Here is a 14,552-nt window from a genome sequence, read left to right as displayed (position 1 = left end):
TCCCCTTTTATGAAATAATAAGTTCTTGTTTCTCGATATGTTCCATTACGCTTTCGAGTTCCTGCATCGTTTCTATCGTAAAGTGCGCCCCATTTTCAACGAAACGATTGCGAACTACTTCTATTTTTTCACGAAGTTCTACCGAATCCATATTCTCCACTTCTTCTTCCGTTAAACCGAGCTCGCTACTGCCAAGAATTACACCCACTGTCCACATTCCAGCATTTCTTCCCTCTTTCATATCCGATACCGTGTCTCCAACTTTTATCATATGATTCATTGGATATACACCAAGTTCCATCGCATTTTTATAACACATCCACGGATATGGACGACCCGCTGGAACATCATCTGGCGTTACAAGAAAATCAGGTTTATACCCTTGTAGCGCTGCTTCTCTTGCTACAATATCCATCATTTCTCTCGTATAACCAGTCGTTGAACCAATTTTAATTCCTCTTTCACGTAAAGAAACAATCACTTCTTTTACGCCATTAATCGGCGACGCATAGCGCGGTAAAATAGCGAAGAGAATCTCTTCAAATTCTTCATACATCTCCCGAATGTCTGCTTCTGTTGGTAATTGTCCGAAAATACGATTCCACTCACTCGCAATACGAGGCATTTCTGTTAATGCCCTTACATGATCAATTTTCAATAACCCCATTGGCTTACGAGCTTCTTCTGCAGTAATTTCAACACCGCGTTTATGGAAAATCTCCATAAATACTTCCAGTGGTGCAAAACATCCATAATCAACTGTCGTACCCGCCCAATCAAAAATAACTGCTTCTATTTTCATTCAATCCATCACCCTTCTTATTTATCTTTTTTGCCATTGTGAAGTTCGGTTACGAAGTGCTTTCGTTCCCCATTCATATACAACTCTTACTACAATATTTGTAACAACAATAAGTACACTCATTGCAGCTGCCGGTGCTACATTTCCTGCATCATCCATATTTACAATTGATACGGCAGCTAGTTTAAAATCAGCTGCATATAGGAATACGACTGCCGATACAGTTACCATTGAATTTACGAAGTAGTACATTACCATTTCTAAAATCGCCGGTAAACACATCGGTACTGTTACTCGAAAGAATGTTTTATAAAACGGAATTCCCATCGACTGGGAAACAAGTTCAAACTCTCGATCTAATTTCTTTAAAGCTGTCGTTGCTGTAACAAATGTTACAGAATAAAAATGAATGATATTGACTAGTACTAGCACAGCGATTGTTCCGTATAGAGAATGAAACGGATTCGTTACGGAAAGTCCAAAGATTTGTATGGTTGGTTGACTAAAGAAGAAGACATAGCCTAACCCAAGTACTAAACCTGGTATCGCTAAAGGGACGATAGAGAAAAAGTATCCTGTTTTTCGGAAAAATTGTAGCTGATCTATTTTCTCAATCGCATAAGCGAACATAAATGTTAAAACCGCTCCAATAACCGCTGTGATTGCTGAAACAATTACGCTATTTTTAAACGCTTCAAGTCCATCTCCTGTTAAACTAGAAAAGTTAAAATGCTCAAATGTAAAGCTCATATTATATGGCCATACTTTCACACTTGCAGCAATACCAACTGCCACAAATAATAGAATGATCATAAGCGTTACTACGCTACAATATACGAATGAAATAACATCTCTTTTCTTATTATTTATTATTCTGTAAGGTACTGATTTGGAAGATAAGAGATTCGCCTGCTTTCTTTGCGTAATGCGATCGACTGCAAATGCAAATATAGCTGGGATTAATAAAATCATTCCAACAGTTGCACCCATCGGCATATTTTGCTGTCCAATTACTTGCTTATATACGTCAGTAGCAAGTACATTATATTGTCCACCAACAATTTTTGGTGCCCCAAAATCAGTGAAACTAAGTGTAAACACAACGAACATCGCACTAATTAATCCGTACTTTACACTAGGTAAAGTAACAGTGAAAAATTGCTTTGTTTTACTCGCTCCTAACATATTAGAAGCTTCATATAAACGATAATCAGAGCCTTGAAAAGCAATTAATAATATAAGAAATGCTTGCGGAAATGTATACATGACTTCAGCCATTACAATTCCTACTGGTCCATATAAAGGGATTTGTATCCCTTCAAACAAACCAAACATGCCTTTCGTTACTAACCCTTGATTACCAAATAAATATGTCAGTGCGATACCGTGCATCATCGTTGGTGCGAATAGTGGTAACAACGCGACATATTGAAATACACGCTTCCCAAACACATTCGTACGAGCAATTGCATAGGCGTAAACAAAAGCGAGTGTCACTGCAATAATTGTTGTCGCACCCGAGATCCATATCGTATTTTGTAATGATTGAACTAGCGTTGGTGTTGTGAAATATTTACTGAAATTCGCAACACCAATGAAAGCTCCATCTTTATCGTAAAAAGCTTGTGTAAACAATTGTAATAGGGGTAATACAAGCATGATCAAAAAAGCAAGAAGCATACCAATAATTAATAGTCTTTGTATCCACTCTTCTTTACCAATACGTCTCTTAATCTTTTTTTTCGTACTTTCTACCTTGAAATTTTCTAACATCTCCATCTATACAATGACCTTCTTTCCATATGACAACATATGATTTTCTGAGAAAGAGATTTGAATCGGCTTTCCTTTTCTAATAGCGGTTTTTTCTACTTCTGATGCTAATATATCCACTACAATTTTCTCGTTATAAAGATGTGTTTTTTCTTCTACGACTCGCACTTCTGTCCGATATACAGATCCACGGAATTCCATACTTTCCACAACCGTTTTAATACCATCTTTTTGTACAACTGTTACATGTTCAGGACGAATTGCATGTTCTTCATTATTTTTCGAAAAGAAATTAATAGAACCAATAAAATCTGCCACAAACGGATTGGCTGGTCTTTGATAAATCTCCTCTGGTGTTCCAATCTGCATAATTTCCGCATGATTCATTACAACAATTTTATCAGCCATCGTTAATGCCTCTTCTTGATCATGCGTGACCATAATAGTTGTTACTCCTACTTTTTCTTGCAAATCACGCATTTCTCTACGTAACTTTTCACGTACTTTTGCATCTAAAGCAGATAACGGCTCATCCAGTAACAAAATATCCGGAGACAGAGCGAGCGCACGTGCAAGTGCCACTCGCTGCTGTTGTCCACCAGACATTTGAGCAGGGTATTTATCTTTTACATTCAGTAAATCAACTAGTTCTAACGCCTCTAGCGCTTTCTCTTTTACTTCTGCTTTTCCATATTTTTTTGTCTTTAAGCCGTATTCAATATTTTCAAGTGCTGTTAAATTCGGAAATAATGCATACGATTGAAACACCATTCCGAAGTTCCTCTTTCCAGGAGGTAATGCTGTAATATCTTTTCCATCCACAGCTATATTACCTGTTGTTGCCTCTTCTAGCCCTGCTAAAATTCGAAGCAATGTCGTTTTCCCACAACCACTTGGGCCTAATAAACATACAAACTCATTTTTTTTCACAGTAAAAGAAATATCTTTTAACGCTGTAAATGCATCAAACTGTTTTTGAATGTGTTGAATTGATAAATATTCGCTCATTTTTTCTCTCTCCCACTCACTTACTTTTTCGGTTCTGCTTTTTGACCAAACTCTTTTTCCCATTTTTCTAAAATTTTGTCGCGATTTTCTGCTGCCCACTTAAAGTCATTCTTTTTGTATAACTTTTCTGTTACATCTTTAGGGAATCCATCTGGAAGTTTATAATCATTTTTAATTGTCGCAAATCCATTTTTCTCGAAGTATAACTTCATTACATCATCAGTAATTGCCCAATCTAAAAATGCTTGCGCTAATTTTTCATTTTTTGCATTATCTTTTTTAATAAGTGCGTTCGCTTCTACTTCCCAACCTAATCCTTCTTTCGGCAATACAACTTCAACTGGTGCACCTTTTTGTTTCTCTTTCAAAGCACTATAAACCATTGATACGCCAACTGGATATTCACCTGCGCCTGCTAATTTCGCTGGTTTTGAACCCGAATGAGTATAAGTTGCCATATTATCATGAAGTTTCTTCATGTAATCCCAGCCTTTATCTTCACCCATAATTTGTAACCATGCAGAAACTGTTAAAAATCCTGTTCCAGAAGAAGCTGGATGTGGCATAACAAGCGTTCCTTTATATTCTGGTTTCGTTAAGTCTTCGTATGATTCTGGCATCGGTAAATTTTTCTTCTTTAATTCTTCTTTATTTATAGCAATCCCCGTCATAAATGCCGTATTACCTACCCATTTTTCTGGTTGCTTATCATCTTTAAATTGCGGAAGAACACGATCTGCTCCTTTTGGAGAGTATCCTTTTAACATATCTTTTTTATCTAAAGCCAATAGACTAGACGCTGCTGTTCCCCATACAACATCTGCTTGTGTATTTTTTCCTTCAGCTAGCAATTTCGCTGTAATAACTCCAGTTGAATCACGAACAATGTTCAGTTTTACATCTGGATACTTCTGTTTAAATGAATCAAGATAAATTGGTACAAGTTCTTCTTCGATCGCTGTGTAAACAGTTAATGATCCAGATAATTTATCATCTTTCACTTTTGCCCCAGCACTTTCTTCTTTCTTTGCACCGCACCCCATTAATAACGAAAATACCATTCCAGTTGCTACAGCTTTAAAGATTGTTTTTTTCACTGTCTCTCTCTCCTTTTACAAATCTTATGTACAATTCAAATATAAACAACTAGTGTAAAAGCAGTATTAAACCAACATTAATCTTTTGTTTGTTGTTTGTTTTTGTGTAATACGTTGCTACTTCTATGTTTTTTCGCATTTTTCTGCTAATAATGAACCCTAAATTTACAAATAATTAAAAAAACCTTTATAATCCCACAAAAAAATGAGGCGTTTGTAAAAACGCCTCATTTTTGTTTACCTTTTTTTGAATTACGATTTGCATACTTCGCGCTATTTTCTCCTTCATACTCTAATGCAAATTCTGCATCTGGTAAGCTTTCTTTCGGAGTTTTATTATTATTGATTGCCGCATTTTGTTTCACTTTTCTTTTTACCAATACATTCACCTGCTCTCAAAAATTCACTTTCTACTATAGTTTGAAGCAACATTAAATAATTATTACTGGCAAGTGTTAACAAGTACATACGGGCCGCTAGATGGAAATACTACCTATGAAGAAAACATTACAAAAGGAGCGATTATTTTGAAGAAGAAAGATAAAATTCAGTCACCAATTTTAGATGAAACGCTCCCGCATCAAATGAATTTCCCATCTTTTAAAGGAACAGGAAAGAAGATGCAACAACCTTTCATAAATCAATATGACGTCGTAATCGGAGACAGTAAATATGATTCCGAGAATAGTCCACTTCACAATTGGACTGATGAAGTAGACCCTGCCATTATGGCTGGAGAAGAATGGATTCATCCTACAAATGATATTGGGTGGATTTCAGAAGAAAATCAAGAGTTGCTAAAAAAAGAAGTGGATAGTAAGAATGAAGCTTTCATGCATCCACAATTTGGCATTAACGACTAAAAAACCATTCTACCTAACGTAGGTAGAATGGTTTCATATTATCCAATAATAATTCTCTCTTTCGGATATTTATAGCGAGGTGGCTGTTCTCTTCCACCACTAGCTAGTATAAATGTTAAAATACCGACACGCCCGATAAACATAAGTACAATGAGTACAAGTTTACCAACAGTTGTTAAATCTGGCGTAATACCTGTCGATAGGCCTGTCGTCCCGAAAGCAGAACACACTTCAACAATTAAACTCATAAGCGGTACATTTTCCGTAATAGATAAAATAAATAATGCCGTGGCACATAATAAAATCCCCATCGTCATAACGACAGATGCTTTCAGCACGTCCTCTTCATGTAGCTGACGTTTGAAGACTCTAACTGTTCTCCCGCCTCTTGCAAAAGTGTATAACGATAATATGCTAACAGCAAATGTTGTTGTACGTATTCCGCCCCCAACCGAACTTGGAGATGCCCCTATAAACATTAATATACTCATAAATAAAAGCGTCGGTTGTGCCAACTCACGTATGTCCATTGTAGCCAGTCCACCACTTCGCGTCGTCACAGATTGGAATAATGTATAGAAAACTGTTTCATGCCATGACTTTCCTGCTAAAAACTGATTTCGTTCTAGTAAAAAAATCATAATTGTTCCAACGATAACGAGTGCAAAAAATGTCGTTGTCGTCAATTTTGTAAACAACGAAAAGCGGAATAGTTGCTGTCGTCTTTTACTAAAGAATTGCTTTACTTCCATTAACACCGGGAAGCCAATCGCTCCTAAAATAATAAGTAACATATGAATCATTTGCACAATATAATCTTTTTTGTACGGAATTAGTGATTGTCCAGTTAAATCAAATCCTCCGTTCGTAGTTGCACTAACAGCGGCAAAGAAACCGTGAAAATAAGCTTCTTGCCAAGTTGGAAAATAGAGTAGAAATCTTGTACCTAATAGTATTGCTCCAATAAGTTCTATCGAAATAATTACAATTAAAATAGAACGCATCAATTCTACAAGGCCTGATAAATTCCCTTGATTATGGTCTGCCATAATGAGTCTTCTTCTCTGCAAACCAATCTTTTTCCCTGTTATAATCCAAACGAACGTACCAAGCGCCATAATTCCTAAGCCGCCTAATTGTAAAATAAGGGCTAACATAATAATTCCTGCCGTAGTAAATGTATCTGAAATCGTAACAACAGACAGGCCCGTAACACTTACCGCGCTAACAGATGTAAAGAGGGCATCGATAAATGTCCATTTCACACCAGCCTTCGTAACAAACGGGAAACTAAGCAATATTACCGATACAACTACTGCTAATAAATAAAACAAAACAATGAGTTGTACAGGACGCAATTTTTGTAAAAACTTTTTTATATCTTTCATTCCATCACTTCGCTACCTTTTTCTATCGATTAAATAAAGAAAAATCTTTACTTTCTTTATTTGTAAATAACTGCTCAAATAATTTGGCAAATACCATTCCATACACAGTTCCATTACCTCCATACGGCAATGCGTAAAACAAATTATGTATCTTTTTGTCTTCTTTTAAAATAGGGAGACCATCATGACTACCACCAAATGCTGCTGCCCAATAGTAGTCTGCCTGTATATTCTTATACTGCGGGAACATCTCTTTTACAATGTTAATAAGGAGATCACGCTTATGCAATAATTTCGTATCACCGATTGTTTGAATTTGCATCGCTTCATCTAATCCACCTACAATAATACGGTTTTCATACGTTCGAAAATATAAGTAAGGTCGTGCTGTTTCCCAAATTAATGATTGTTCATGCCAGCCTTCAAAAGAATCTACCTTATTTGTCACAACTGCATATGATGTTTCCACTGTTGTATTTTTTTCTTTCTTTCCGAAAAGTGCTTCATAACCCGTCGCCATAATAATATTCTTTGCTACAATTTGATTTCCTGTTTTCGTATAACAAATTAAATCATTTTGGCGTTTTTTTATATGTATGGCCTCTGTATGCTCAAGTATAGTAGCTCCCATTTGATTTGCTTTATGCAAAAGGCTATGCGCTAATAAATACGGATTCACCTCGGCATCACCGTGTGTATATAATGCCGCTTGTTTTGTAAAAGAATAACGCTCTTTCACATCAGTTTCTGTAAAATACTCAACCGGAAATCCATAATTATGTAACGTATTATACTCCTCTTGTAAAAATGAAACATCCTCACTTTTACTTGCATAATACAAACTACTTCGCGGAATAAAATGGGGATCAATATCGAGAGTTGGTACAACTTGCTCCATTGTTCGTAGCGCTTCGTAACAAAGTTTATATGCTCGTATCCCTTTTTTTTCACCAAATGTATGGATAAGTGAGGTTAACGATTTATCATGAAGAAATTGTAGTAAACCTGTATTAGCAGCTGTGCTACCACAGGCGATTGCTCTTTTTTCAATGAGCGTAACACGCATTCCAATTTTCGCTAACGAATACGCTATATGAGCACCCGCTTCTCCGCTTCCGACTACAAGCACATCACATATCATATCATTTTCTAATGATGGATAACAAGGTATAGAAACTCCTGTATTCCAAAACAACTTACCAGTCATAAGTTTCATAATTATACTCCTAAAATATAAATTTTTCCTTTCTATGTTTTGTTATTTCCCATAAAAAAATCCAACTAACATAAGCTAGTTGGATTTTTTATTTTTAATTAGAACGCTCCTCCAGCCAATTTCCAACCGTCGGATATGTTTGTTTTACTGCTGTTCCACCGTAAACGATCGACATATGTCCCGTCGGTAAACATACATATTGTTTATCTGTGCTAGAAATATGATCTAGCAACGCTTCTACTTGGCATGGCAGAGCGATATGATCACGTTTCGCAGAAATATTTAAGACATTCGCCTTAATATTTGCAAGGTCTACCTTTTGTCCGCGAATAACGAGTTCACCTTTCACTAATTTATTATTTTGATAAAAATCACGAATCCATTGTCTATAAGATTCACCTGGGAATGGAATACCGTCACCAACCCACTTTTGAACTAATTTCCAGCTTTCGACGAAGCGCTCATTTTCTGAACGATCGAGTAAAGCGACATATGGACCTACAAAGTTTGTAATTGGTTTTAACATCTTATTTCCGAAATCAATCATTTCTGGCGGAATATTTCCGAATGTATCAACCGCTTTATCTAAATTGAAGTATTTCTCATCTAATAAAGGACCGTATAATCCTGTTTCAGAGAAATCAAAAGGACTTGTCATAAAGATTAAGTTGCGAATTGGCATGTGCGGATGAAGTGCTGCATAAATAGAAGTTAGCGTTCCACCCATGCAATAACCAAGTAAAGAAATCTCGTCCGATTTCGCCGTTCTCATTACTTTCTTCACTGCTTTTGCAATATAATCAAACACGAAATCATCAAATTTCAAATGACTATCTTCTAAACCAAATGTGCCCCAATCAAGCATATACACATCAAAACCACGATCTACTAAATATTCCACTAAACTATTTCCTGGAGTTAAATCCATAATATACGGTTTATTAATAAGCGCGTATATCAATAGGATAGGGACTCTCTGTGTTTTTTCTTGTTTTGGAATGTAACGATACAACTTCGTTTTATTCTTCGTCCAAATAACCTCTTTCGGTGTTAAACCAACTTGTGGTTCTGGTTCGCGTAATAAAACTTCGCTCGCTCTTTTCACACGGCGATATGCTTTACGATATTCTTCTGGGTACAACTCCAACTGCTTTTCCCATTCCGTTACGAATGTAGTCATTTTTCTATCTCCTTTTCGGTCGATTTCTTTCTAAAAAAAGAAGTGCATTCCTGCTATGGATATGCACTTTTTTCTTACTTCATTACATGTATAATCCACCGTTAATGTTTAATTGCTGACCTGTGATATATGCACCGTCACGGCATAGGTATACTACACCTTTTGCAATTTCATCAGCTTGACCAAAACGTTTTTTCGGGATTTTCGCAACGATTTTTTGACGTACTTCTTCTGGCACTTCTGCTACCATCTCAGTATCAATAAATCCTGGGCAAATTGCGTTTACAGTTACATTTGTTTTTGCAAGTTCTAACGCTAATGATTTAGTAAATCCTAACATTCCGGCCTTTGCTGCAGAGTAGTTTGTTTGTCCAAATCCACCAGCTTGACCAATAATAGAAGAAATACTAATGATTCTTCCTTCTTCAGCTTCCGTTATGTATGGAAGTACAGCACTTGTCGTATTAAATACGCTGCTTAAGTTCACGTCAATTACGCGCTCCCAATCTTCACGATTTAACTTTTTGAATGTACGATCTCTTGTAATACCAGCATTATTAACAAGAATATCAACTTTACCAAAATGATTCACAGCTTCTTCTACAAGTCGGTTTGCATCTTCTACTTTCGAAACATCCGCTTGAACTGCATAAACGTCATGTCCTTCTTTTCCTAATTCATTTACTAAGTTTTCAGCTGCTTCTTTACTGCTGTTATAGTTAATAACTACTTTTGCTCCCTCTTGTGCTAATGCTACTGTAATTGCTTTTCCAATTCCTTTTGCCCCACCTGTTACGATTGCTACTTTGCCATTTAATTGAACCATTTCTTTTCCCCCTTAAATGAATTTGTGAACGATTATTATGAATCATTTTGGTACTCCTATAAATAGAGTCCATATATTAATTATGTTTCGTTGTTTATACATGAAAAAGAGATTCTCCCTTCCCTTTTACACGTTATAAACAAACGCTATTATCATTTTTTATTTTCTGGCTTATTCGCAGGCTTTACTTCTTCTTTTACAGGTACTTGTAGTTTCGCTAGAACTGCATTTTGCTTTTCTAGCAATTCCAAAATTTGATCAACTTTCGTTTCTAATGTGCGAATATCTTGCTTTACTTTCGTAACATCACGCTTTAATGTAGGGGCTTGTCCTAATGAATCCACTTTCTCTTCTAGAACTTCCTCAATGTTATCAACTTTATTTTCTAAGTTAATAACAAGCGTAGCTACTCTAGCGATATCCTCTTTCGTAGGCACATTCACCTGTTCTAAATAACTTTTTGTTGTATCATTTAACGCTTTTTGATAAAACAAATTCAAGTCTAGAACGCTGCCCATCCAAGCAGAATATTCTTCTGTTTTAATTGTTTCATTGAGCGCTTTTCCCCAAAATGTTTCGGTTTGTTCATAAGCATTTTTCCATGCTTGCAATGGATCGAATTTTTGATCAATCACTTCGCCTACACTCCCTTTTTTGTTTTTGAAACAATTCAACCTATTCACTATTTTCTAATATTCTGAATAAAACTTCAAGTCTATATTTTATTTTTCTTTATTTTCCAATAAATGTGTTGACATTAAAAACAGATAGGTGTAAATTGCACTTATAAGCAAAAAATTCCATCTAACTGATTCATGAGGTGATGCACAATCATGCTACATAATGAACCAGAACACCCAGAAAGTTTGGAAAAAAACCAAGCGAAACAACCAAACTCCATGCCAAAAAACTTCTTAGTTCCTTTCTTACTTCTCTGTCTAAAAGACTGGAGTCTTCATGGTTACAAACTCATTCAAATGCTAATGGACATCGGCTTTTCTTCTGTTGACCAAGGTAATGTGTATAGAACACTACGCAAATTAGAAAAAGAAAACCTTATTTCTTCTACTTGGGATACAAGCGAAGGCGGGCCAGCGAAACGAATTTATTCTTTAACAGAATATGGAGAGCAATATTTAACAACATGTGCGACTTCTTTTGAACATTATCAAAATATGTTGCGGACGTTTTTTACGTTATACACCAATGCGTTCTTTCCATTTTCTACTTCTCCAGAAAAGGATGAAAAGGATTCTTCATCTTCACCTGGTGGTACAGCAGAGTAATCTGCGTTCACAATATGCAAAAAAACATTTGGAGGTCAAACAATGGAAACTAAGCCATACGAATTAGTCGATGCATTTTGGAAAAACTGGTCTCAATCTCTTTCCCTCTTCTCTTCAGCTGGGAAACAATTAGAGCAACTTACTTTAGAAACTTTAAAACAACAACAAGACGCTTTGCATAAATTAACATCAGGAGTAGATGAACTAGAAAAAGAACTACAACAATTCACTGCTCAGTTCAATAACCAATATACAGATTACGTGAAGCAATTAACTGGAAACTCCTTAAATGATCAAATTAACGAGTGGCAAGGGAAATGGAATGAACTTTCTACTCAAATGCACCAACTTACTGTTTCTCCTACGAAAACATCTTTGTCTATTCTTACTCAAACTAGCGGTCAATTTGAAGAAACAACAAAACAATTTATTGAACAACAACAATTACAACGTGAAGAGGTTCAAAAACAGTTAGAAGTTTTTTTGGGGGAGTTCAAGTCCAAACAACTAGAACTCGCAAAGCAGTTCGAGGAAAACTCAAAAAATTTATTTACTTCCATCAAGTAAGAAAAATGTGGGAGCTAACTGCAGCACAAACAAAACTCTTTCTTCCTCCTACTACATCAAGATGGCTGGCATTTTTCGATATGGAAAAGAAGGAGGCCAAAATGAATCCATTTCAAGAAGCACAAACTGTTCCGGAGCTTCGTTATGATGAGATTCAAGTCGGTGATCAAGCATCCCTTACAAAAACGATTACGGATGAGGACGTTATCAATTTTGCAAAATTAACTGGAGATGTGAACCCTATTCATATTTTAGATTCTTTTGCAAAAACGACAATGTTTAAAGAACGTATTGCTCATGGCATGCTCGTTTCTAGTTTCATTTCGACGATTCTTGGAACGAAACTCCCTGGCAAAAACACGATTTATTTATCTCAAAACGTTTCATTCCGTGCTCCTGTCAAAATAGGCGATACACTTCGCGTTGTGGCAGAAGTTATTAAAAAACGGGACGATAAAAAAATCATTACATTGCAAACAAACATATATAATCAATCAGGTGATATTGTCGTAGAAGGTACAGCGACAATACTGAAAAAAGAGTAGCAAATTTGCTACTCTTTTTTCTATCCAATAACTTCTAATCACACCGATTACTTCCGCGTATGAGTACGTCATTTCCACATAAAATAACGTTACCAGTTTAGATAGGTACTTAGCTGAACTGGACTACTCATAAGGATGTGTATCAACATGGTAAAAACAAGCAAATTACTAGTTCCAGGTGCAGAACAAGCACTTGAACAATTTAAATATGAAATTGCACAAGAATTTGGTGTTAGCTTAGGCTCTAATACAGCATCTCGTTCTAACGGTTCAGTTGGCGGTGAAGTAACGAAACGACTTGTTGCTTTAGCTCAACAACAATTACGTGGATAATACTATAACATATGGCTTAGAGGCAGATATTCTCTGCCTCTTTCTATTTTTAACATACATAATCATGCTTTTTCACATACTAATAAGAGCAAACTGAAAGGAACGATATGTGACATGAAACGGATTAATATTAGCATGAGTCCTCCCCGTGTTCTTACTTTGTCTTTTATTATGTTATCAATTATCGGTACATGCTTATTAAAGCTACCAATTGCTACAACAACGTCTATTTCATGGCTGGATGCTTTATTTACAACCGTTTCTGCTTGTACAGTTACAGGGCTTGGTGTTGTGGACACTGGTAAAGTATTTACCTTATTTGGCCAATGTGTCATTTTAACGCTTATACAAGTGGGCGGACTTGGCATTATGAGCTTTGCCGTTTTAATTGCGATTATGCTCGGCAGAAAAATTGGTCTTCAAAACCGAATTTTACTGCAACAAGCGTTAAATCAAACGAATATTGGAGGCGTCATTCGACTTGCCAAAGCATTATTTTTATTTTCTTTTACAGTCGAATGTATCGCTACTTTGATTCTTTCTTTTGAATGGGTACCAAAATACGGTATTGCTAAAGGGATCTATTATAGTTTTTTTCATTCCATCTCTGCTTTTAACAATGCTGGTTTTTCTGTGTGGAGCGATAATTTAATGTCCCATTCTCATAGCATTCTTGTCAATCTCGTTATTTCTTCCCTCATTATTTTAGGTGGGATTGGTTTTACAGTAATCGTAGATATAAAAAGAAAGAAAAATTTTAAAAACCTTACATTACACTCAAAACTTATGCTCTCTTCTACCCTAATCGTCAATATTATTGCGACTATTTTTATTTTTATATTCGAGTTCCACAATTCTTTTTCTATGAGAGGATTTACCCCATTTGAAGAAGGAATGGCCGCTTATTTCCAGGCCGTTTCAACTCGAACTGCGGGGTTTAATACAGTTGATATTTCTGCATTATCAAAGCCTTCCCTACTATTAATGATGCTCCTTATGTTTATTGGCGCTGGTAGTGCCTCAACCGGGGGTGGAATTAAATTAACAACCTTTTTAATCATGTTTTTTGGGGTATTTAAATTTTTACAAGAACAAGATGATATTGTCGTGTTTAAAAAATCTATTAAAGATACTCTCATCGTCAAATCATTGACCATCACTATTATTTCCATTTCATTTATCTTTTTTGCTATTTTAATTTTAAGTATTACTGAGCGAGTTCCTCTATTGATGAGTGCTTTCGAAGTATTTTCAGCATTTGGGACTGTCGGTCTTAGTATGAATTTCACACCACACTTAACGATGATCGGAAAAGCTATTATCATCTTTATGATGTTTTTCGGGAAAATGGGACCTTTAACACTTGCTTTTTCATTTGCACGTAAAAAGAACAGAAAAATAAAATATCCGAATGAAGATATTTTAACAGGTTGACAACCGTATAATTTATCCATATAATGAGAGTACAATAGCATATCTCCAAAGGGGAGTAGCGTCCAAGAATATTTCTTGGAAACAAAGTCGTCATTACGTAGAACTTAGTTCTTCCGGCTTTGTTGGCATTTTCATTACATATGTCTAGCAAGACCTTTGCCTATTAACGGCAGAGGTCTTTTTTGTATTCATTACCAAATTCTTCCAAAGTTAATAGGCAGGAGTATGGGGAAA

16 protein-coding genes and 1 riboswitch are annotated in these 14,552 nt (G+C 35.9%); of the genes, 6 read left to right on the top strand and 10 right to left on the bottom strand.

Annotation, left to right across the window (positions count from 1 at the left end):
- Positions 1 to 7: 7 nt before the first annotated feature.
- The 5 genes from phnX to FS742_RS27635 form a co-directional block, all read right to left on the bottom strand.
- The gene (gene phnX / locus FS742_RS16575) at positions 8 to 802 is read right to left on the bottom strand and encodes a phosphonoacetaldehyde hydrolase (RefSeq protein ID WP_144613712.1); all 795 of its coding nucleotides are present in this window, start codon (positions 800 to 802) and stop codon (positions 8 to 10) included.
- A gap of 21 nt (positions 803 to 823) precedes the next feature.
- Complete coding sequence (locus FS742_RS16570) at positions 824 to 2,581, bottom strand: putative 2-aminoethylphosphonate ABC transporter permease subunit (RefSeq protein WP_144613710.1); 1,758 nt, start codon at positions 2,579 to 2,581, stop codon at positions 824 to 826.
- Entirely contained in the window at positions 2,582 to 3,583 is a 1,002-nt protein-coding gene (locus FS742_RS16565) for a putative 2-aminoethylphosphonate ABC transporter ATP-binding protein (protein WP_144613708.1), read from the bottom strand.
- 20 nt (positions 3,584 to 3,603) lie between these two features.
- Positions 3,604 to 4,680, bottom strand: coding sequence for a putative 2-aminoethylphosphonate ABC transporter substrate-binding protein (locus tag FS742_RS16560; RefSeq protein ID WP_000750910.1), 1,077 nt, complete (start codon positions 4,678 to 4,680; stop codon positions 3,604 to 3,606).
- 227 nt (positions 4,681 to 4,907) lie between these two features.
- On the bottom strand, positions 4,908 to 5,060 hold the full coding sequence (locus FS742_RS27635; RefSeq protein ID WP_000240799.1) for a hypothetical protein: 153 nt from the start codon (positions 5,058 to 5,060) through the stop codon (positions 4,908 to 4,910).
- A 147-nt stretch (positions 5,061 to 5,207) separates the two neighbouring features.
- Between FS742_RS27635 and FS742_RS16550 the strand changes: the two genes are divergently transcribed.
- The gene (locus FS742_RS16550; RefSeq protein ID WP_144613706.1) at positions 5,208 to 5,543 is read left to right on the top strand and encodes a DUF3905 domain-containing protein; all 336 of its coding nucleotides are present in this window, start codon (positions 5,208 to 5,210) and stop codon (positions 5,541 to 5,543) included.
- A 38-nt stretch (positions 5,544 to 5,581) separates the two neighbouring features.
- Here FS742_RS16550 and FS742_RS16545 read toward each other — a convergent pair whose 3' ends face one another.
- The 5 genes from FS742_RS16545 to phaR form a co-directional block, all read right to left on the bottom strand.
- Positions 5,582 to 6,931 carry a TrkH family potassium uptake protein gene (locus FS742_RS16545; protein ID WP_144613704.1) on the bottom strand — a complete coding sequence of 450 codons (1,350 nt, stop codon included), beginning with the start codon at positions 6,929 to 6,931 and terminating at the stop codon, positions 5,582 to 5,584.
- Between the two features lie 22 nt (positions 6,932 to 6,953).
- Positions 6,954 to 8,147 carry an NAD(P)/FAD-dependent oxidoreductase gene (locus FS742_RS16540; RefSeq protein ID WP_144613702.1) on the bottom strand — a complete coding sequence of 398 codons (1,194 nt, stop codon included), beginning with the start codon at positions 8,145 to 8,147 and terminating at the stop codon, positions 6,954 to 6,956.
- A 94-nt stretch (positions 8,148 to 8,241) separates the two neighbouring features.
- Positions 8,242 to 9,327 carry a class III poly(R)-hydroxyalkanoic acid synthase subunit PhaC gene (phaC, locus tag FS742_RS16535; protein WP_000206842.1) on the bottom strand — a complete coding sequence of 362 codons (1,086 nt, stop codon included), beginning with the start codon at positions 9,325 to 9,327 and terminating at the stop codon, positions 8,242 to 8,244.
- Between the two features lie 82 nt (positions 9,328 to 9,409).
- Positions 9,410 to 10,153 carry an acetoacetyl-CoA reductase gene (locus FS742_RS16530; protein ID WP_000250412.1) on the bottom strand — a complete coding sequence of 248 codons (744 nt, stop codon included), beginning with the start codon at positions 10,151 to 10,153 and terminating at the stop codon, positions 9,410 to 9,412.
- Between the two features lie 152 nt (positions 10,154 to 10,305).
- Positions 10,306 to 10,788: a polyhydroxyalkanoic acid synthase subunit PhaR gene (gene phaR, locus FS742_RS16525; protein ID WP_000566960.1), complete on the bottom strand. Its 483-nt coding sequence runs from the start codon at positions 10,786 to 10,788 to the stop codon at positions 10,306 to 10,308.
- A 198-nt stretch (positions 10,789 to 10,986) separates the two neighbouring features.
- On the opposite strand from phaR, the gene phaQ reads away from it, so the two are divergent.
- The 5 genes from phaQ to FS742_RS16500 all read left to right on the top strand — a co-directional run bounded on the left by phaQ (position 10,987) and on the right by FS742_RS16500 (position 14,318).
- A complete protein-coding gene (gene phaQ, locus FS742_RS16520) occupies positions 10,987 to 11,439 on the top strand; it encodes a poly-beta-hydroxybutyrate-responsive repressor (RefSeq protein WP_000903018.1) in 453 nt (150 codons plus the stop codon).
- 42 nt (positions 11,440 to 11,481) lie between these two features.
- Positions 11,482 to 12,006, top strand: a complete 525-nt coding sequence (phaP, locus tag FS742_RS16515) for a polyhydroxyalkanoic acid inclusion protein PhaP (RefSeq protein WP_075308595.1) — start codon at positions 11,482 to 11,484, stop codon at positions 12,004 to 12,006.
- Between the two features lie 101 nt (positions 12,007 to 12,107).
- Entirely contained in the window at positions 12,108 to 12,551 is a 444-nt protein-coding gene (locus FS742_RS16510) for a MaoC family dehydratase (protein WP_001067917.1), read from the top strand.
- A gap of 147 nt (positions 12,552 to 12,698) precedes the next feature.
- Complete coding sequence (locus tag FS742_RS16505) at positions 12,699 to 12,884, top strand: alpha/beta-type small acid-soluble spore protein (protein WP_144613700.1); 186 nt, start codon at positions 12,699 to 12,701, stop codon at positions 12,882 to 12,884.
- 114 nt (positions 12,885 to 12,998) lie between these two features.
- Entirely contained in the window at positions 12,999 to 14,318 is a 1,320-nt protein-coding gene (locus FS742_RS16500) for a TrkH family potassium uptake protein (RefSeq protein WP_144613698.1), read from the top strand.
- A 38-nt stretch (positions 14,319 to 14,356) separates the two neighbouring features.
- Positions 14,357 to 14,522, top strand: a riboswitch (yybP-ykoY riboswitch).
- Positions 14,523 to 14,552: the final 30 nt, after the last annotated feature.

The sequence above is a fragment of the Bacillus cereus genome, from assembly GCF_007678085.1.
Classification (GTDB): domain Bacteria; phylum Bacillota; class Bacilli; order Bacillales; family Bacillaceae_G; genus Bacillus_A; species Bacillus_A cereus_BE.
This window is presented reverse-complemented; position numbering and strand designations above follow the sequence as displayed.